This is a genomic window from Pseudomonas sp. COW5, from assembly GCF_026240005.1.
GTDB lineage: Bacteria > Pseudomonadota > Gammaproteobacteria > Pseudomonadales > Pseudomonadaceae > Aquipseudomonas > Aquipseudomonas kribbensis.
Genome location: NZ_JAPHVP010000001.1, coordinates 5,904,924 through 5,926,460, shown reverse-complemented (window position 1 = coordinate 5,926,460; position 21,537 = coordinate 5,904,924). Strand labels below are relative to the sequence as shown.

Annotated in this window: 8 protein-coding genes; 5 read left to right on the top strand and 3 right to left on the bottom strand. The window is 59.8% G+C overall.

Features of this window, described 5'->3' with window-relative positions; genetic code table 11:
- Positions 1-32 precede the first annotated feature (32 nt).
- Positions 33-1,328 carry an outer membrane protein transport protein gene (locus OQ248_RS27030; protein WP_265814720.1) on the top strand — a complete coding sequence of 432 codons (1,296 nt, stop codon included), beginning with the start codon at positions 33-35 and terminating at the stop codon, positions 1,326-1,328.
- Here OQ248_RS27030 and OQ248_RS27025 read toward each other — a convergent pair whose 3' ends face one another.
- The 3 genes from OQ248_RS27025 to OQ248_RS27015 all read right to left on the bottom strand — a co-directional run bounded on the left by OQ248_RS27025 (position 1,329) and on the right by OQ248_RS27015 (position 4,762).
- On the bottom strand, positions 1,329-2,282 hold the full coding sequence (locus OQ248_RS27025; RefSeq protein WP_265814719.1) for a fumarylacetoacetate hydrolase family protein: 954 nt from the start codon (positions 2,280-2,282) through the stop codon (positions 1,329-1,331).
- Between the two features lie 67 nt (positions 2,283-2,349).
- On the bottom strand, positions 2,350-3,450 hold the full coding sequence (locus tag OQ248_RS27020) for a VOC family protein (RefSeq protein WP_265814718.1): 1,101 nt from the start codon (positions 3,448-3,450) through the stop codon (positions 2,350-2,352).
- Between the two features lie 250 nt (positions 3,451-3,700).
- Complete coding sequence (locus tag OQ248_RS27015) at positions 3,701-4,762, bottom strand: alpha/beta hydrolase (protein WP_265814717.1); 1,062 nt, start codon at positions 4,760-4,762, stop codon at positions 3,701-3,703.
- 255 nt (positions 4,763-5,017) lie between these two features.
- On the opposite strand from OQ248_RS27015, the gene OQ248_RS27010 reads away from it, so the two are divergent.
- The 4 genes from OQ248_RS27010 to OQ248_RS26995 all read left to right on the top strand — a co-directional run bounded on the left by OQ248_RS27010 (position 5,018) and on the right by OQ248_RS26995 (position 21,159).
- On the top strand, positions 5,018-5,854 hold the full coding sequence (locus OQ248_RS27010; protein WP_265814716.1) for an AraC family transcriptional regulator: 837 nt from the start codon (positions 5,018-5,020) through the stop codon (positions 5,852-5,854).
- Positions 5,855-6,028: 174 nt separating this feature from the next.
- Positions 6,029-7,735 carry a ShlB/FhaC/HecB family hemolysin secretion/activation protein gene (locus tag OQ248_RS27005; RefSeq protein WP_265814715.1) on the top strand — a complete coding sequence of 569 codons (1,707 nt, stop codon included), beginning with the start codon at positions 6,029-6,031 and terminating at the stop codon, positions 7,733-7,735.
- Between the two features lie 24 nt (positions 7,736-7,759).
- Positions 7,760-20,806, top strand: a complete 13,047-nt coding sequence (locus tag OQ248_RS27000) for a hemagglutinin repeat-containing protein (RefSeq protein WP_265814714.1) — start codon at positions 7,760-7,762, stop codon at positions 20,804-20,806.
- Entirely contained in the window at positions 20,803-21,159 is a 357-nt protein-coding gene (locus tag OQ248_RS26995; protein WP_265814713.1) for a hypothetical protein, read from the top strand. Before OQ248_RS27000 ends, OQ248_RS26995 begins: the two co-directional genes overlap by 4 nt.
- The last annotated feature ends 378 nt before the right edge of the window (positions 21,160-21,537 follow it).

The window sequence follows — 21,537 nt, the reverse complement described above, 5'->3', positions numbered from 1 at the left end:
CGCCCACCAAAAAAAATAACAAGAGCCAAATCATGACAATAAGAAATCAGCTTTGTGTGCTGGGGCTTTGCCTCACCTCCACTCAACTCCTGGCCAACGGCCTGCAAATCAACGAACAGAGCATCAGCTCGGGAGGCAAGGCCTATTCCGGTCGGGCTTCTGATGTTCAGGACGCCTCCATCGTTTACGGCAACCCCGCCGGCATGTCCCGCCTGGCGGGTGAACACGTCAGTGGCGGTCTCAGTTTCATCGATGTCAGTTCGCGCATCAGCAAGGTCAATACCACGGTGTCGGGCACTTCGCACGGCGATATGGTGCCTGATCCGATCGTCGTGCCATCGGGCTTCTACACGCTGCAACTCAACGAGGACTGGCACGTGGGTTTCGGGGTTTACGCCCCTTTTGGCGGGAGCACGGACTACGAGAGCAACTTCCAGGGACGCTACCGCAGTTCGCAGACCCAGGTGAAGGTCGTCACCTTGCAGCCGACGGTCAGTTACCGGATCAATGATCGACTGTCTGTCGGGTTTGGGCCGACGATCAACCGCATCGACGGGCTGCTCGAAAGCAAGATCGCCAACAGCGCGGTGGGCGGGCAGGGCGACGGGACTGTCAAAGTTACCGGCGACGACACGGCCATGGGCTTCAGTCTGGGCATCCTGTTCGACCCGCTCGACGATTTGACCCTGGGGCTCACCTATCACTCCAGAGTCGATTACAAGCTGAGCGGAAACACCAAGGTCTCCGGTGCCAATGGATTGCTGGCACCGATCCCGGTGCTGGGGCTGCCGGGACTCAACGGTAAATATGACGCGAGCCTGGATTTCACTTCACCGGAAACGGTCGATGCCTCGGCGACCTGGCGCATCAATGAACGACTGGATGTCTCCGCCGGCGCGTTGTGGAGTCGCTGGAGCCGCGTGCAGGAATTGAGGGTGCTGAACTCCGGCGTGCCACAGGCCTATGGCCCTTTCGATACGATCCTCGAAACCCTGAAGTGGCGTGATACCTGGTCGTTCTCCACCGGCATGTCCTATCGCCTGAACAAGCAATGGAAGGTTCGTGGCGGGATCGCCTATGAGCCGACTCCGATGCCCAATCAGTACACGTCCACCCGTGCGCCAACGGGAGACCGGAAGATTTTCACGGTCGGCCTGAACTGGCAGATGACCGATCAGACCTCTCTGGATCTGGGGTACGGCTACATCCACGAAGATTCGGTGATGGTTTCACAGGACTCGTCCCAGGGTGGGCTGCGTCCGGGTTACAGCGCCACCTACCAGAACACGATCAACGGACTTGGGCTGCAGTTGAATCACAGCTTCTGATCAGTCTTGCTCGACGACAAGATTGCGCTGGACACCCAGATCGACAATGCCGTCCGCGCTGCGGATTCGCGCCTCGACCCTGTCGCCCGGCTTGAGGTAGCGCTCGCGGCTGGCCTGGGCCTTCAGAAACAGTTTCCACTTGAGGGCCTCGGGCAGCAGGGCGGCAATGCGCTGGGTGGCGGGTGATGGAATGGCCAGCGCACAGCCGGCCGGAGTGCCTGTGGCAATCAGGTCTCCGGCCGCGAGGTCTTGCACGGCAGACAGCTCCGTCAGGGTCTGCGCAGGGGTGTACACCATGTTCGCGGTATTGTCGTCTTGTCGCAGTTGGTCGTTGACGGTCAGGCGCAGTTGCAAGGCCTTGAGGTAATGCATCTGGTTGGCTTCCAGCAGACACAAATAAGGCCCGACCGGGCCGAAGGTGCGGAAACTTTTGCCTTTGTAGAACTGCATCTGCGGAATCTGGATGTCCCGCGCCGAATAGTCATTGACGATGACCAGCCCGGCCACGAACTGGTGCAGGTTGCTGTCGTCAATCTGGACCGGGCCGTTGATGTCGCTGCGCATGACCAGGCCCAATTCGATCTCGTAGTCGAGAAAGCGGACATGCCGTGGCTTGATCAGGTCGCTGTCGGCCGGGCAAATGCAACTGGCTGCCTTGGTAAACATCATGTTGTACGACTTGGCGTCCGGATCCATCCCGGACTCGATCATGTGCTGACGGTAATTGGCACCCTGACAGACAAACTGCTGGTTGCGGGTGACCGGGGAGAGCAGCCGCACTTGATTGAGGTCGAGTGTCGGGCCCTGCAGGTCGCGCAACTGCTCGATGCTGACTTGCCGGATGAACTCTCCGGTTGTCGCGTATTGCCCAGGAACGGGCGTGATGCGCTGATTGTGAATACGTCCCCATTGGACGGTGTTCTGATATTCGAAACGGACAACCTGCACAGCCATGACAACGAGTCCTGAGGGGTGAGGAGGTGGCCAGCGCCAACCTCGTGTGGTTTGCGACGCTGCAAAATCAGGCGAACAGGCGTGCCAGTGTGATCAGCTTGCGCACGCTCAGATCCGGACTGCGGCGAAGATGGCGGAACAAGAAAAGAAGATTCGCCGGTGTCAGTTTCGGTTTGGTAAAACTTCTGGGCATGGATTCGCCCCACTGGGACATCGCCGCTGCGCTGACACTGTGCAGACCTGTGGGCTGGTCGGCAGTGAACCGGTCACCATCACAATAGTGCTCGTGCTTGTCGCCGAACGGGTCCTGCCAGTAATCGAAGATCTGGCTTCCAAGAATGTGCCGGCCAATACCCCAGGCATGGCGCCAACCCCGATCCCGAAGAACCTTCTGGCCCATGCCGACGGCGTCCAGATCGACCACCTCATAAGCGCTATGGCTGTAGGCCGGCATGAATCCCTGGGCCAGGGCCAGCGTGTGATGGTCGGCTGGCGTGTCGCCCAGATTCAGACGCAGGAAGGCCACCGCCGGCGAACCGTCAGGCAACAACTGCACATCGCTGGGAATGAATCCGAAGTGTTGTGTGTACCAGGCGCAGGTGCGCTGGAAGTCCGCCACTTCCAGCACGAGATGGCCAAGGCGGATGATCTCCGGTGGAGCAATCGGCGGACGCTGGGTTGCATTGATGCGCACCACGCTATCCCCGAGGTTGAGCGGCAAGGGCGGGCGATGGGGCCTGGAGCCAACCACTGACTGTCCATGAAGGGCCTCGACGAGAAAACCGGACGGATCGCGCAAGGTGACTTGTTCGCCACCGCCGGGGTGATCGCACGGCATGATAGATGATGCTTGCGGTAACAAGCTCAGACGCTGCAGGTCGGGACGGGAATCGACGCTCAGACCGAAACCAATAAAACGTGGCTTCTTGCCGCGATGTACGCGATAGCAATAGGGTGCCGTTCCGGTACCACGCAAAAGCAGCAGATCCGCATTGTGCAGAACCGTCAGCAGTCCGAAGTCCTGAAGAAAGCGCTCGGTCCGTTCCAGATCCGGCCGCTCGAAAATCAGATGAGTCAGCGCATGGGCGCGCACGGTGGGTGCCTCGTGGCGTGCTGGCTGCAGGTTTTTTTGTACATTAACGGGCTGCTGTGCGGGATTAAGCTTCACTACGGGAGCCTCCAGACGCAGGAATACGGCACAGCACAAATTGAACATGATTGTTCAATTTGAGTCAAATTTGTAGTTCTGATGGATTTCGGAGTAAACATAAATTTTCTCGGCCTGGCCGAGATCAGTTTTCTGCAAGCACCCATGGACATGGTTCATTCATCGTGAATGCCAAGGTCTGCGCAAGTTTCACGCATGTCCATGGGTTGACATCTTTCCTTTACATCGATGAGCCGTTTGGCGTGCTACTTCAAAGGTGATCGGCGTCGATGATCGCTTTGGCGAAGGTCTGCGGACTTTCCTGCGGCAGGTTGTGGCCGATGCCGCCGTTGATCAGACGGAACTCGTACTTGCCGGTGAAGCGTTTGGCGTAGTCCTCCGGCGCCGGGTGCGGCGCGCCGTTGGCATCGCCTTCCAGAGTGATGGTCGGCACGCTGATCGAAGGCGCGGTGGCGAGCTTCTGCTCCAGTGCTTCGTACTGACTTCCGCCCTGTACCAGGCCCAGGCGCCAGCGGTAGTTGAACACGGTGATGGCGACGTGATCGGGGTTCTCCAGAGCCTTGGCGCTGCGGTCGAAGGTGGCGTCGTCCAGCGCCCATTTCGGTGAGGCGGTCTGCCAGATCAGCTTGGCGAAATCGTGGGTGTTCTTGGCGTAACCGGCCGCACCACGGTCGGTGGCGAAGTAGAACTGATACCACCATTGCAATTCGGCCTTGGGCGGCAGCGGGTTCTTGCCGGCGGCCTGATTGCCGATCAGGTAACCGCTGACCGACACCAGCGCTTTGACGCGTTCAGGCCACAGCGCCGAGACGATGTCCGCCGAACGCGCGCCCCAGTCGTAGCCGCCGAGCACGGCAGTTTTGATCTTCAGCGCGTCCATGAAATCAATCACGTCACTGGCGAGCGCCGCCGGCTGACCATTGCGCACAGTCTTGTCGGAAAGGAAGTGCGTGTCGCCATAACCCCGGGCATACGGCATCAGCACACGATAACCCTTGGCCGCCAGAATCGGTGCGACTTCGTCGTAGCTGTGAATGTCGTAGGGCCAGCCGTGCAGCAGAATCACCACCGGGCCATCGGCCGGGCCGGTTTCGGCGTAGGCCACGTCCAGCACGCCGGCCTTCACATGTTTCAGCGGGCCGAAGGGCAGGTCGGCCTTCACGCTGGCGGCTATGGCCTTGACCGGTTCCGGCGACGCCGATTGTGCGTTGGCGAAAGCGCCGAATTGCATCAGGGCGGTGGCGAGAATCGACAGGCCCAGCAGGCGACGACCGGTGTTGCCGGTGGCGGTGGTGTGCAGTGTGTGCTTCATGGTCAGGCTCCTTTGCAATCGACGGGGATGGGGTTCTGGGTGAACCCTTCTGAACTGGAGCCCAGTAAAGCCTGCCGGTGTATCCGTGCTGTTTCGGTATTGGTCCCAAGATGCCGGAGTGTGTATCCACAAGCGGTTCGTACACACTGAGATACAAACCCGTTGAAAGGTGCCGGTTGCTGCACAAATGTTCTAAACGCTTCGACGTGAAGCGCGGTAAGTTAGGCATCGAACCCAATTCTCCGGAGCCTTTGCGTGGATAAACGCAACTGGATCGACCTGTCCCAGGATGCCGACACCGGCATCGAGTCGATCCGTGCCCATTTCCGGGGCCATGCCTACGATCCGCACTGGCATGACAGTTTTCTGGTGGGTGTCACCGAGCAAGGGGTTCAGCAGTTCGATTGCCGGCGGGTGCGGCATTTCAGTACACCGGGCAAGATCTTCATGCTGGAGCCGGGGGAGATCCACGACGGGCACGCGCCCACCGAGGAAGGCTTTACCTATTCCATGCTCTATCTCGATCCACATTGGCTGGAACGCGAGTTGCTGGCGCTGTTCGAACAGGCGCCGGACAACAGTCAGCTCGGATTCGCCGACACACTGAGCCAGGATCCGCGTCTGGCCACTTCCATCAACCAAGCCTTTCACGCCTTGCATCACGGCGACCTGCGCATCGTCCGGCAGAGCGCTGTCGACCACTTGCTGGGGGCTTTGACGTCCCACCTCGACTGGCGCAAGCGTCAGGCTTTCGATCCACGCTTGCCGCGCGTGGCGCAGGTGGCGCGGGACTATCTGCATGCCCATGCCTTCGAAGACATCGGGCTGGATGATCTGGCCCGGGCTTGCGGGGTGGATCGCTTTCGTCTGACCCGGGCCTTCAAGTCGGCGTTCGGGCTGGCGCCCCATGGCTACTTGATCCAGTTGCGACTGGCTCGGGCCCGGCAAATGCTGGCGCGAGGCGAAACGCCTGCCGATGTCGCCAGCGCGCTGGGGTTCGCCGATCAAAGCCATCTCGGCCGCTGGTTTCGCCGCGCCTATCACCTCACGCCCGCGGACTACCGCAAGCGCTGCTCAAACCTTCCAGACTGAACCCTGCTAAACACGGGTTGGCTGAGTGTGCAGGGGTGATTGCCCCGTTTATTGTAGTGTCAGGTTTTCGATACAAACCCGACGAACGGTCGATTCGAACGTTTGACGTCAAAATGATGGCCACCTAACATCGCGCCACTAATTTGATATCACTTTCGTCTCGAGGGATCGAACATGTCCTCACCCGCCCTCGTGGCGAGGTTGTGCCTGGCTTTGCTGTGCCTTTCTCCGCTTGATGCTGTATTCGCTGCACCCACCCCCGGTGACACCGACCTGATCCGCGACCGCCAGAACCGCCTTCTTGAAGAGCAACAACGGCGGCTGGAAGAACTCAAGGACCTGCCGGGCAAGGAAGCCAAGCCAGTTCAACCGGCGGCCCCCGTCGACACCCGTTGCTTCCCGATCAAGGACATCGAACTCAAAGGCGCCGACGGCCTGTCGGAGAGCGACAAGGCGCACCTGCTCAAGCCTTACATCGGCCAGTGCCTGGGCGTGCCGCAGCTCAATGAACTGCTCAAAGTCATCACCGACCACTACATCGAGAAGGGGCTGGTGACCAGCCGTGCCTACCTGCCACAACAGGATCTGTCCGCCGGGCACCTGAAAGTGCTGGTGGTCGAAGGCAAGCTCGAAAGCCTGAAAGGCGCCGAGAACAGCAAGCTGTCCGAGCGTGAGCTGTCGATGGCGTTTCCCGGCAAGGCCGGCGAGCTGGTCAACCTGCGCGAGATCGAGCAGATGGTCGATCAGCTCAATCGCCTGCCGTCCAATCAGGCCAAGATGGAGCTTTCGCCGGGCAAGAACGTCGGTGGCAGTGATGTGCTGGTCAACAACACCCCGCAAAAGCCCTGGCGTGTCGGGTTGTCGCGCAGCAACGACGGCCAGCGCAGCACCGGCGAGCAGCAGTGGGGCACTACGTTCGACTGGGACAGCCCACTGGGCCTGGCCGATCAGTTGAGCCTGCGCGGCGGTCACGATGCGATGACCGACCATCAGCACACCTCCAACAACGCCATGCTCAATTACAACCTGCCGTGGGGCTGGTGGAACTTCAGCTACACCTACAGCCAGAGCGAATACCGCTCGCAGATCGCCGCCAACGGCTACAACTTCAAGCAGACCGGCGACAGCGAAAACCATCAGTTTCGCGCCGAGCGTGTGATCCACCGCGACGCCGTGAGCAAGACTTCCCTGAGCACTGGCCTGTCGTACCTGCGCAGCAACAACTTCATCGAAGACAGCAAGCTGCGCCTGAGCAGCAACCGCATCAGCGAAGCGCAGTTCGGCTTCAACCACGGGCGGCGGATCGGCAGTGCCTTCGTCAACTTCGATGCCGGCATGCAGCAGGGCATCGGCGCGTTCGACGCCCAGGGCAACCACGATCCAGGCCCCGGCGAGCCGGATGCGCGCTACCGCAAATACACCGCGACCCTGAGTTATCTGCAGCCGTTCAAGCTGTGGGGCGAGTCGCTCACCTTCAGCAGCCTGATGACCGGGCAGCGCAGCGAAGACGTGCTGTTCAGTCCGCAGCGCACCAGCCTCGGCGGGCTGTCGTCGATCCGTGGCTACAAGGACCAATCGCTGTCCGGCGACAGCGGCGGCTACTGGCGCAACGACCTGCGCTGGGCACGCCCGGTGACCGCCGAATGGCTGCGTCCGGTGTTCGCCGAATACGGCACCAGCCTGGGTTACGACCAGGGCGTGATTCGCAATGATCGCTACAACGGTGACCAGCACGGACGCATGTCGAGCAACTCGCTGGAGTTGTTTGCTCGCGGTGAACACGTCGCCGCGACCGTGACCTTTGCCCATTCCCTGGAACGACCGGCTGCGCTGACCGAGCGCGAAGCCCCGATCTATTTCCGCATGGATTTCTTCCTCTAATTACACCCCTTCGAGATCATCCACATGGACGTTCGTCAGTTCGCCTTTCTGGCAACCCAGCCTTCTGCCGTCGTAAAAAACCGCGAGTTGTTCCTGGGCATGCCCAAACGCGGTCTGGCGTTCCTGCTGGCCAACGTCATGTTCTGGCAGCCGATGTGGGCGCAGGCGGACGGCATTGTGGTGGCCAATCCGGGCACGAGCCTGGGTCAGGCGGGCAACGGCGTGCCGGTCATCAATATCGCCACCCCCAACGGCGCGGGGCTGTCGCACAACCAGTTCCACGATTACAACGTCGGAACGCAGGGCGTCATCCTCAACAACGTTGCGGCGCAGACCGGGCAGACGCAACTGGGCGGGATCATCGTCGGCAACCCCAATCTGAGCAACCGGGTCGCGGCCCAGGCGATCCTCAACGAAGTCATCAGCGGTAATCCGAGCCAGTTACGTGGCTACACCGAGGTGGCGGGGCAGTCGGCGCGAGTGATCGTTGCCAACCCGTATGGCATCACCTGCAACGGTTGCGGGTTCATCAATTCGCCGCGTGTGACCCTGACCACCGGTAAACCGGTGCTCGATGGCGCGGGCCGACTGGACCGTTTTCAGGTCGATCAGGGCAGCGTCGCGATCGAAGGCGCGGGGCTGAATGCCAACAACGTCGACCGTTTCGAGATCATCACCCGCAGCGCGAAAATCAACGCCGAGATCCAGGCGAAAAACCTCGACATCATCGCCGGTCGCAACGACGTCAACGCCGACAACCTCAATGCCACGGCCCGCGCCGACGACGGCAGTGCCAAACCGCAACTGGCCATCGATTCTTCGGCGCTCGGCGGGATGTACGCCGGGGCGATCAAGCTGGTCGGGACCGAGGCCGGTGTCGGGGTGAAACTGGCGGGCAACGTCGCGGCCAGCGGCGGTGATATCCAGATCGATGCCAACGGCCAACTGACCCTGGCGCAGACCTCCGCCGCGAACAACGTGAACATCACGGCGGCCAGCCTCGACGCTCAAGGGCCAGTGTATGCCGGTGTGAACGTCAATGTGCAGACCCAGGGCAACCTGACCAACCGCCAGTCCCTCGCCGCGCGGGACAACATCAGTCTGACCGCCGGCGGCCAGTTGACCAACAGCGGCATCATCGAAGCCGGGGTCAATGCGGACAACAGCCGCAACGCGGCAGGCAACGTCGCCATCAGGGCGCACAACATCGACAACACCGGCAAAAGCGTGATTGCCAGTCGCAACCTGACGGTCAACGCAACACAGACCGTGAGCAACCAGGGCGGCACGTTGAGTTCGCAGAACACGCGGGTCGCGGCCACCACGCTTGATAACCAGAACAAGGGCCAGGTACTCGGCAGTGCCACCGTGCAACTGAACGCCTCCCGGGTTCTCAACACTCAAGGCGTGATTACCAGTGCCAACGGCAATCTGACGGCGAATATCGGCGATCTGAACAACCACGATGGCGAGGTTTCCAGCGCGGGCAACACCAGCATCACCGCCAACTCGCTGGATAACAGCGCCGGCCAGGTGACGGGTGACGTCGCGCTGAACATCGGTTTGATCGGTGCGTTGAATAACCAGAATGGTGTGCTGGGCTCCGGCAAGAGCGTCAGCATCACCGCCGCCAGCCTGGATAACAGCCACGAAGGCAGTCTGGTCAGCGACGGCAGTCTGACGGCGCGCATCAGCGGTCTGTTCGATAACCAGAATGGCGACCTGAGTGCCAAAGGCGCGGTGGATCTGCAAAGCGCCAGCCTGGACAACCGCAACGGCAGCGTGGTGGGCAAAGATCGACTGACCCTGCGCAGTGATTCGCTGGATAACCGCAACGGCAAAGTCCGCGCAACCCGTGATCTGCAACTGACGGTCGGGACGCTCGACAATCGCCTGGGGCTGCTCGACGGCCGGGTGACGGTCACCTTCAAAGGAGCGCAACTCGACAACCGTGGTGGTTTGCTCAGCGCGGCAGGCCCGGTGAACCTTGAGGCCACGAGTGTCGACAACAGCGCCGGGCGCATTTCCAGCGAGAGTGATCTGACGGCCAGCGTCGCACAGTTCACCAACCAGCACGGTAAGTTGGTCGCCGAGGGTGCGTTGACGCTCACAGGCCAGGGCCTCGATAACCGTGGCGCCGGTCTGGTAGGTGCAACAAAAGCGCTGAAACTGACCGTGGATGATATCGACAACCGTGGCGGTGAAATCTCCACCACAGCCGATGTCAGCCTTTCAGGTCAAAGCCTGAACAACAGCGATGGCGGCAAGATTCTGGCAGGGACCGAGCTGGGCCTGACTGTGGCGCGCATCATCAACCAGACCAAAGGGCTGTTGTTCAGCACGGGCGCCACGACGCTGGCCGGTCAAAGCCTGGACAACAGCGGTGGCAGCCTGGTCACCCAGCAAGGTCTGGATATTCGTCTCGATAATGCCCTGAGCAACATCGAAGGCTTGATCAGCAGTGAGGGCACGCTGACGCTTCACTCGGCCAGTCTGGACAGTACCCGCGGCAAGCTGTCGAGCGCTGGCGCACTGACGCTGACCACGACAGGCATCCTGAAAAACCTGGGCGGTTCGATCACCACCGACAGTGGGCTGACACTCACCAGCCTGAGTCTGGACAACAGTCAGCACGGCCTGATCAGCAGCAAGAACGCGACTGCCGTGACCACTGGGGCATTTGACAATACCTCGGGTGGACGGCTGATCAGCGGCGATACGCTGGACATCCAGGCCACCCAGGTGAGCAACGGTACAGGCAGCCGGATCGCCAGCGAAAAAGCGTTGACGGCCACCGTCACCGGGTTCGATCAACAGGGCGGTCAACTATTCAGCAAGACCTCCCTGACCCTGGACTTGAATCAGGGCCAACTGAACAACCGCAACGGCCTGATCAATGCGCCATTGCTGGTGTTGAAAAACCTCAAGGATGTTGACAATCAGGGCGGTGAAATCTCCAGCGCCCAGGCGTTCACACTGGCCGCCCGAAACCTTGATAACAGCCAGAACGGCAAGTTGATCAGCAATCAGGGACTGACCCTGCGCATCGAACAGCTGCTGGCCAGCGTCCAAGGCCTGATCTCCGGACAGACCATCGATATCCATAGCGCTCGTCTGGACAACAGCGGTGGCCTGATCACCAGTCGTGGCGGCCTGCGGGTAGCGGTAGACGGTCAACTGGCCAACCAGGGCGGCACGCTGATCGCCGACGATGAGTTGAACCTCAGCGCCGACAGCGTGGACAACCGCGATGGCCACATCGCCGGTAAAGCCGATGTCATCGCCAATGTCGCAACACTCGATAACCAGCGCGGTGAGCTGGTAGCAACCGGTGGCTTGAAACTCACCGGTACCAGCCTCGATAACCGCAACGGCGGCCTCGTCGGTGCGAATGGTGCGCTGCAACTGAAGGACGATTCCGTCGACAACCGTGGCGGCGAGATGTCCAGCCAGGCAGACGTGACGCTGTCCGGCAGCCATCTGGACAATAGCGACGGCGGCAAGCTGGTGGCGCAAGGCGCATTGAGCCTGACCGTAGATGAAGTGCTCAACCGTGCAAAAGGCCTGCTGTCGGGCAAGACCGGCCTGACGCTGACCGGACGCAGCCTTGACAGCAACGCAGGTTCGCTCGTGAGTCAGAGCAATCTCAGACTCGACCTTACGGGCGACGTGAACAACAGTCAGGGCCTGATCAGTGCTGAAGGTTCTCTGGGTGTCACTGCGGCGAGTCTGACCAACAACCTTGGCAGTCTGTCCGCCGCCGGTCCGTTGACGTTGACCACCACGGGTGTGGTGTTGAACCGGGGAGGCCAGATCGTCACCGACGGCGACCTGAGCCTCACCAGTGCCAGCCTCGACAACAGCAATGGCGGCAGCATCAGCGCCAAGGGCCCGGTGCTGGTGCAGACCGGTGCACTCGATAACAGCCACAACGGCAAATTGAACAGCGGCAACACACTGGACCTGAAAGCGACCCAACTGACCAATCAGGACGGCGGCCGCATTGCCAGCACCGCAGCCCTGACGGCAAGCGTCACCGGTCTGGATCAACAGGGTGGCCAACTGTTCAGTAATACGTCGCTGGAGCTGGACCTCAATCACGGCCAACTGAACAACCAGAACGGCCTGATCGGCGCACCGTTGCTGGTGCTCAAGAATCTGCAGGACGTCAATAACGACGGCGGTGAAATTTCCAGCGCCCAGGCTTTCAGCGTGACGGCGCGCAGCCTCGATAACAGCAACGGCAAATTGCTCAGCAATCAGGCCGTGACACTGCGCATCGACCAGGCCCTTGCCAACGTCAAAGGTCTGATTGCCGCTGCGGCGCTGGACGTCAAAGCGGCCAGCCTGGACAACAGCGGCGGCACACTGACCAGCCGCGCTGATCTGGATCTGAACCTCGATGGATTGCTCACCAACCAGAACCTGGGGCTGATCAATGCCACGACAGGGCTGACCATCAACAGCCGCGGCCTGAACAACCAGAACGGTTCGCTGTCGGGCAGTGCAATCGCGATCGACCTGGGCGCAGCCACTGCCGATCTGAATAACGATGGCGGTCTGATCACCACGCAAGGTCCGCTGAGCATCCAGCATCTGCGTGACCTGACTAACCGTGGCGGCAAGATTGCCAGCAGCCAGAGCATCGACCTGAAGACCCGCACGCTGGACAACAGTGGCGGCAAGCTGATCAGCAACAATCTGCTGAGCCTCGACACGGCTGCACTGGTCAACCAGAACGGTCTGGTTTCCGGGCTGCAAGGCCTGACGGTCAACGCCGACAGTCTCGACAACCGTAACAACGGCACGCTTTCCAGCAGTGACGGCAACCTCGGCGTCGTCTTGAGCGGGGATTTGCTCAACAGTGGCGCGGGGGCGCTGGTCACCCAGAAGGACCTCAGCATCAGTGCTGCGAATCTGGATAACAGCAACAGTGGCGTGCTCTCCAGCGCTGGCGCGCAGACGCTGACCGTCAGCGGCCTGCTGAACAACGCCACGGGTGGTTTGATCGCCAGCGGGACGACCCTGGCGATGCAAGCCATGACCCTGGGCAATGCCGGCGGGAGCGTCAACGCCAAACAGGCTCTGAGCTTCACTGGCACGACGCTGGACAACAGCGGCGGCAGCCTCGTTGGCAATGCCGCCGTGAACCTTGATCTGCTCGGCGCACTGACCAACACCAATGGCAAACTCGCCAGTGGCGGCGCGTTACTGCTGCAACGCTCCACACAGATCAACAACCAGGGCGGCCAATTGGTCAGTCAGGGTCTGATGACCTTGTTGAGCGGTGGCCTGGACAACCGCAATCGCGGCACTGTCGCGGCGAATGACCTGTTGACGATCACCACGCCAGGCGCCATCCAGAACAGCGCCGACGGTTTGATCTATAGCCAGAATGGCGACCTGAAACTCGAGGCCGCCAGCCTTGCCAACGCCAAAGGCACCGTGCAGGCCCAGGGCGCACTGACCCTTGTCAGTCATGGTGACATCGATAACCAGAGTGGCCGGATCATCGCCACCCACGATGACCTTTCCATCGACGCGGGCAATCTCGACAGCCGTGGCGGTGTTCTCGCCAGCCTGCAAGGTGCGTTCGCTGCGCGTCTGACCGGGGTGCTGAAAAGTGGCTACGACCTGAACAACAATCGTCAGGGCGGTGTCATCCAGGCCCAGCGCCTGAACCTGAACGCGCTGATGGGGATCGATAACTACGGTGGGCGCATTTCGGCGCAAAGCGGTGACGCGATCATCGTTACCGGCAACTTCGACAACCGCAACGGCGGCCTCTACGCCAAAGGCAAAATCAACGTTACCGGCAACAACTTCGACAACAGCGGTGACAACGACGGCCAGATTGCAGGCCAGCAGATCGACCTCAATCTGAGCGGCGCGTTGAACAACCGCCTGGGCATCATCGAAAGCGACAGTACCCTGGCGATCAAGGCTGCCAGCCTCGACAACCAGACCGGTCAACTGCGTGCCTTGGGTGGCACCGGCAAAACCAGCTTCCAGATCGGCGGCCTGTTCGATAACCGCAACGGCACCCTGGAAACCGCCAACACTGACCTGACCCTCGGCGCCGGCAGCTTCCTCAACGCCGGCGGCAGCCTGTTGCATGTCGGCACCGGCACTTTTGATATCGCCACCAACAACGTCATCAACGCCGGCGGCAACATCGTCACCCGCGGCGGCCTGACCATCAGCACCGATACCTGGACCAACAGCAGCGTGATCCAGGCCGGGCGCCTGAACGTCAACGTCAACAGTTTCACCCAGACTGCGAGCGGCCAGTTGCTGGCCTCCAACAGCTTCACCGGCAGCGGCGTGAACTGGTTCAACGAAGGTTTGATTGCCACCGATGGCAACCTGAATGTCGGTATCAGCGGCGCCTATTGGGGCGGCGGGCGGGTGAGCAGCCAGGGCAATCTGGTGATGAACGCCGCGCAAGTGAGTCTGACCACCGCCGGTTCGAGCTTCGCCAGCGGCGGCGACACCACGCTCAATGTCGGTGGCCAGCTGGACAACGCCGGTCGTCTGACATCCGGCGCCAACATGATCGTCAACGCCAATGGCGTGCGGAACTACGGCACCACCGCCGCCGGCGGCGACCTGACCCTTACGACCGGTAACCTGGTAAACGCCAGCGGGCTGATTTTCAGCGGCAAAAATATGTCGCTGCGGGTTACCGACTTCAACAACAGCAACGCCAGCGTCTATAGCCTGGGTAACCTGACGATCGACCGCGACGGTCAAGGCGGGTTGGCCAACACAATCATGAACCGCTCGTCGACGCTGCAAAGCGACGGCAGCATGACCCTGGCCGCCAGCTCGATTCAGAACGTGCGGGACGTGCTGACCGTCAACGACGCCGGCATTTACACCGCCCGGATCGGCGAAGTCACCTGTATCGAAGGGGTGAACGCCGGTGACTGCAGCGGCAAGCAGAACCATGCCTGGGAGATCGTGCAGCGGGAGAAACTCGAAGTGACGGCTGCCAGCGCCGCCTCCAGTATCACGGCCGGAGGCGACCTGACCCTCAATGGCGGTGACCTGCTCAACCAGAGCAGCTCCATCGCCACCGCCGGTAACCTGAGTGCCACGCTGGGTAACCTGACCAACAGCGGCGTTGAAACCGGTGAAACCGAAACCACCCGCATCTACATGTCCGAGCGCACCCGCAACGCGGGCAGCTGGTACAGCGCGGCCAGCAACTTTACCAACCAATACTGGTACGAAAGCGCAGGCTACAACCCCAGTAACCTGAGCGGTCTTCAGGGCGCCATGGCCAGCTTCATCGGCATGACCGAGACTGAGCTCCCGGGCCTTGGCAGCAGCCGGAAAATCGCCTCCAGCGATCAGTCCTACGCCGCCGTGATCCAGGCGGCGGGTGCGGTCAATGTCATCGCTCAGAACAACATTGATAACAGTGTCGTGCGCCCGGGCTACACCTATGTCGGCAGCGGTTCGCGCACTGGCACCGGTGCCGCCGGCAGTCCGTTCTCCACGCGTGTCACCGTCAATCAGCAACTGCCGCCGAACCTTGCTCAGCAGCAGGTCAATCCGGTGGCCTTGCCTGGCTTCGCACTGCCAACCGGGCAGAACGGTCTGTTCCGGTTGAGCGGTCAGGAAAACACCGCGCCGACAGCGACAGGCCCGCAGAGCTGGACCATGAGCGGTGCCAGCGTCAACCCGAGCCAACGTGATCAGACATTGCCGGGTACCCAGCCACGCAACATTCTGCTGACCAATAATGCATCGGCCTCGGTCAGCAGCGTTGACCTGACCCCGGTGGATCGTCAGGCCCAGCATCAGGCAATCGGCGCCAGTGCCATCGACGTCAGCGCGCCGGCAGCAGACGCCGGCGGCTCGGCGCTGCCCGGTCGTTCCTCCGCGTTCACGGTTAACCGTGTGCAGGGCGTGCCGGCCAGCAGCGGCCAGTCCAGACCGCAGAAATACCTGATTGAAACCAACCCGGTCCTGACCGACCTCAAGCAGTTCATGAGTTCGGACTACCTGCTGTCCAACCTCGGTTACAACCCTGATCAAAGCGCCAAGCGCCTCGGTGACGGCTTCTACGAGCAGACCTTGATCCAGCAGGCGGTAGTTGCCCGTACCGGCCAGCGTTTCATTGATGGCCAGACGTCCAACGACGGCCTGTTCAAATACCTGATGGACAACGCCCTCACCAGCAAGAACGAGCTGAACCTCTCCGTGGGTGTGAGCCTGACCTCCGAACAGGTCGCGGCGCTGACCCACGACATCGTCTGGATGGAAAACGCCGAAGTGAACGGCGAGCAGGTGCTGGTGCCTGTGCTGTACCTGGCCAACGCCAACAATCGTCTGGCCGCCAATGGCGCGTTGATCCAGGGTAAAGACGTGACCCTGATCGCCGGCGAGGACTTGAAAAACGCCGGTACCTTGAAAGCCACCAACAACCTGTCGGCCACCGCCGGCAATGACCTGGTCAACAGCGGCCTGATCGAGGCGGGCAATCGTCTCGACCTGTTGGCAGGCAACAACCTGACCAACAAATCCGGCGGCGTCATCGCCGGTAAAGAGGTCTCGTTGACGACCTCCCGTGGCGACGTGATCAACGAACGCACCGTCACCACCCACGAAAGCGATAGTGGCTATCGTAGCGAGCGCACCGATTTCGTGGACAGTGCGGCGCGGATCGAAGCGGCGAACAACCTGACCATCAAGGCCGCGCAGGACTTCAACAACACCGGTGGTGTGCTGAAAAGCGGTTTGGACACCACGATCAATGCCGGGCGCGACGTCAACCTCGTTTCGGCTGAGCAAGTCGCCAGTGGCCAGCGCGGGTTGCATACCGACAAGACCGTTACCCAATACGGTTCGACCCTGGACGCGGGGCTAAGCCTGACCGTCAATGCGGGGCGTGACATAACTGCGATCGCCAGCCAGATCGACGCCAAGCGCGATGTGAGCATGAGCGCCACTGGTGACTTGACCCTGGCCTCGGCGGCGGATGAAGAGCACTCGTACAGCAAGACGAAGAAGGTGACGAGTCAGGAGGATCATGTCAGTCAGGTGTCTACGACGCTGGCTGCCGGCAATACCGTTTCGCTCAGTGCCGGTAAGGATTTGAGTCTGATTGCCAGCCGCGTCAGCGCCGGGAACGAAGCGTATCTGACGGCGGGTGCCAACCTGGCACTGCAATCGGCGGAGGACAGTGACTACAGTTTCTATAGCAAGACCAAGAAAACCTCTTCGGGCAAGAAAAGCCGCCTCGATGAAGTCTCCAGCACGACCAATATCGCCAGTGCTGTCACTTCCGGTGGCGACATTTCGCTACTGGCCAATAACGATCTGTTGGTCAAGGGCAGCGACGTTGCATCCGACAAAGGTGGCGTGAAACTGGTGGCTGGCAACGATGTGCAGATCGTTGCGGTGACTGATTCGAAAAGTGCCCGTCACGAAAGCAGTTCCAGCAAAAGCAGCTGGGGCGGCTTGAAGTCGAGCAAGGTCAAAGATCAGGTTTCCGAGACGCAAACCACTGCGGTCGGCAGCATGATTTCCGGTAACACCGTGAATGTGGTGGCCAGCCGCGACGCGACCATTACCGGGTCATCCCTGGTCAGCACTCAGGACCTTGCCGTGCAGGCGGGCCGTGATCTGACGATCAACGCGGCGGAAAACACCTTCACGCGCAACGAACTTCACAAGGAAAAAAATCGCGATTTGACCGGCGTGTTGACCGCCAACAACCTTGGCATCGACGACATCACCGGCAACCAGCATCTGTCGATCAGCAGTGGCAATCATACGGGGCAATCGTCCCAGACCACGTTGACCGGCAGCACCATCGGCTCCAGCGCCGGAAACGTCAGCCTCTCCAGCGGGCGTGAGCTGAACGTGATCGCGAGCGATCTGGTCAGCACCAGGAACATGAGCCTCATCGGCTCAAAAGTCACCATCGCCGCCGGAATGGAAAGCGCGAGCCAGAGCAGTACCGACAAGTCCAGCAGCCTCGGGGTTGGTCGAGTCATTGGCGGCATGATCGTTGACACGATCAACACCATTCACAACTCGGTCGAAGCGGCCAAAAACGCCGACGACCCACGCCTCAAGGCCGTCAAGATGGCTCAAGCAGCCATGGCACTCAATGATATGGGTGGCATGGCCGGAGGCGCGGAGGGCGCCGGTTCCGACTACGGTAAAAAACAGGGTTCTGCCAGCAATGGCTCCCTGATCAAGATTGGCACAGAGCTGGCGAACACGCATAGCAAGAGCACCAGCGAATACAGCAGCCAGACGGCCAAGCAAAGCACGATCAATGCAGGCCAGAACCTGGTGATCATCGCCGATGGCGGTGCACCGGGAGTGGCGGGTGACATTCACGTCATCGGCAGCAGCCTGAAAGCTGCCGACACTGCGCTGGTCGCCAAAAACAACATCACCCTGGAAAGCGCGCAGAACACTGCCGACTGGGCAAACCACAGCAGTAACAACAAAACCGCGATCGGCGCCAGCTTCAATCTCGGCGAGCAGAACGGGTTCACCCTTGATCTTGGAGCCTCTGTTGCCAAGAGCATGGGGACCGGCAGCTCGGTCACCCAGGTCAATACCACCCTGGATACCGGCTCACTCTCCCTGCAGAGCGGCAATGACACGACCCTCGCGGGTGCACAGGTTCGTGCCGACAATATCAAGGCCTTGATTGACGGCAATCTCAACATCTCCTCACGCCAAGACACGGAGACCCAGAAGAACAAGCAAGGCAGTGCCGGTTTCGGCGCCAGTATCTGTGTACCGCCGTTCTGCTATGGCGCAACCGTAACAGGCTCGGCAAGCCTGTCCGCTGGCAACATGAACAGCGACTACAAGGCTGTGAAAGATCAGAGTGGGCTGTTTGCCGGCGAGGGTGGTTACAACATCACGGTTGGCAAGAACACCACCCTGCAAGGTGCAGTCATTGCCAGTGACGCGACAGCAGACAAAAACCTGCTGAGTACCGATCGCCTGTTGGTCAGCGATATCAAGAACACCAGTGAGATCAGCGCTCAGTCCGCAGGTATTTCACTGTCTTATGGCAGCAAATCCGGCTCGGCGGTGGGTGGCAGCATTCCGCTGTCGCTTGAAGACTCGGACCACAGCAGTACTCGCAGCGCTGTCAGCGAAGGCACCATCATCATTCGAAACACCGTAGCGGGCGCGAATGATCTGGTGGGGCTCAATCGCGATACGGCAAACGCCAATCAGACGCTGGACAAACCCGATCAAAAGGCGATCCAGGAACGGATCGATCTGATCCAGAGTACGGTTTCGCTTTCGAAAAACATCATCGGCAAAGTGGCCGACGCGAAGCAGCAGGCTGCTGGCGAAAAATATCAGTCGGCAACGACCGAAGAAGAGCGCCAGGCTGCGATCCAGGAATACACCAGTTGGGCACCCGGTGGTGACAAACGCATCATGGCGGATGTTGCCACTGGCTTGATTGCTGTGGGACTGGGCGGGGTAGGCGGTGCGACTGCAGTCGGTGTCGTCGCGAACACCACGGCCAATGATGCCTTCAAGAAAATCGGCGATTACGCCGACAAGCAGGCCCACGATGCCACCGACAGCGTGACTCGAGCGGCCTGGTCCGAAGGCGGCGCCGCACGCGTCATGCTGCACGCCCTGGTGGGTGCAGTGATGGGGCTGTCGAGCAGCAGTGTTGCCAGCGGCGCCTTGGGGGCCGGAGTCTCTGCGGCGCTGATGCCAATGATCGGCAAGGCCTTGCACGACAGCGGTCTGACAGATGCACAACAGAGCGCCCTGGGTACATTGATTGCGTCCGGACTGGGTGCGGCAGCAGGATCTGCCGGTGGTGCGTCGGGCACGGCAACCGCGGTGAACAGTGCGTCTGGCGTAGAAATGTTCAACCGCCAGTTGCACAAGCAGCAGGAAGTTCCTCTGCTGAAGAAGAAAGCGGACGAGCTGGAAAAGACGCTCGGGAAACCACGCTCAAGTTCCAGCTGGGAAGATCTGCTGATGCTTGCCGCCGGTGCCGAAGTCGATGAAGCGCATCTGGCGAGTCTGAAAAGTGTGATGCAGAAGGCTGTCGGCAGTGATCCTGAATCCGAGAACTTCGCTCGGGACATGGGGGTCGCGTATGACATGATCGCCCAGCTGTCGGCTCAGAAAATCCCGCTGACCTGGCCGGATGGACGACCGATCATTGCCAACGGCGCACCGGTATACGCGTTCAACGCTACAAAGGAGCAATTCAACGACTCGACATTGTTCAATGCCGCCGGGACTTATGGCCCTGGAGCAGTCTACGAACATTGGAGGCAGTTCGGTCAGGAGCAGACTGCTCAGTATGGCAATGAGCTTTCGAACATTTCGACTTACGCGTCGGGCGTGACGGACGCTGCTGAACGGTTGTCTGCAATTGCGGGCAAAGGGATATTGTCGGTCAGTGCGATTGACGATGCCATTCTCTCGCTGACCGGATTGCGAAGCGGTAAATTTGTTGTCGATGCGGTTCTGGAGTTGGTCACGAAGAGGCAAGCGGCCAAAGATCTTGCCGCGACCGCCGGCACAAAAGGAACGGCCACCGCAGGAGAGGCCGCTGGCGGGGGGCCGAAACATCCATTGCTTGATGATTTGATCAAGAGAGATGGTGATCGTCTGGTCGTAAACCAAGGGCCTTTCCCTACCTGCGGACATAACTCTTGCGGTATGGTATTGGATACTTTGGGCAAGGAAGTGGACATAGCATCACTTATCAAGAGAATTCCACCGAGCAAGGATGGAATAGGGTCTGCTGAAGTGGCGAGGTTGATGACTTCTGAAGGTGTCCCCGCAGGTGTTCTTACCAACAGGAACGTGGGTGAATTGGCTAAATTTACCGGCAATGGAACACCGGTGATCGTTCGAATCGTTGACAAGACGGGAGGAACCAGCTTCTCCCATTTCGTGGTAGTGGATGGAGTGACAACTCGAAATGGTATCTCGGTTGTCGCGATTCGCGATCCACATGGCTCCCAATACTTTAGTCCTGAAACTACCTTTCAGAAAAATTTTACGGGTGAGGTCGTAGCACCCAGGAGTTTGTTTCAATGAATTTGATTATTGATTTTCCGGAGAACATGATCACGGATGAGCTACTTAAGCATGAGCGTATTCCCTGCATTTGTATGGTCTCCAATAAGTTTGAAATTTCATTTTCGGTCACCGTCCCGGAGTCAACAGGGCTTGTATCGGGATGGGATCGTACGGAGCTGGATCTAAGGGCTGTTGCCGGGGCAGGTGGACAATACACGCATTATGCCCAGAGTCTGATTACGTTGGAAAAAGTTGACGATGGTGTTTACAAGATAATTGATCTCGAGATGTTTAATAGACTCTTCGGTTGGTGCGCTGTATTGCAGGGTGGTGAATATGCACCTCCTGGGGATTTTTGGGATCAGATATAAGCGAGTAGATACTGGGTTGAGTGAAAAGGGGGGGGCGGATTTATTTGATTTAATAAACCGCTCCCTCGAATTAAATGACGGCCTGATAGTTCGAAATGGTGTGGTTAATTTGGTAGTCGAGACCCGAATGCTCGAACTGAATCCTGGAGCGAATGCACATATGCATTGCCGGTGAAAAAAAGGGGCGTTTTTATTGAGATATATCAACGGAGGTACTCCGGTGATCGTTCGGATAGTTGATAATACGAGAGATACTGATCTTTCTCATTTTCTGACTTGAAACGGGGTAACAACTAAAAATGATATCTCGTGGTAGCGATTCGCGATCCGAATGGATCCCAGCCCTGCCAGTACCTTTGAAAGAAAATTTTCAGGTGA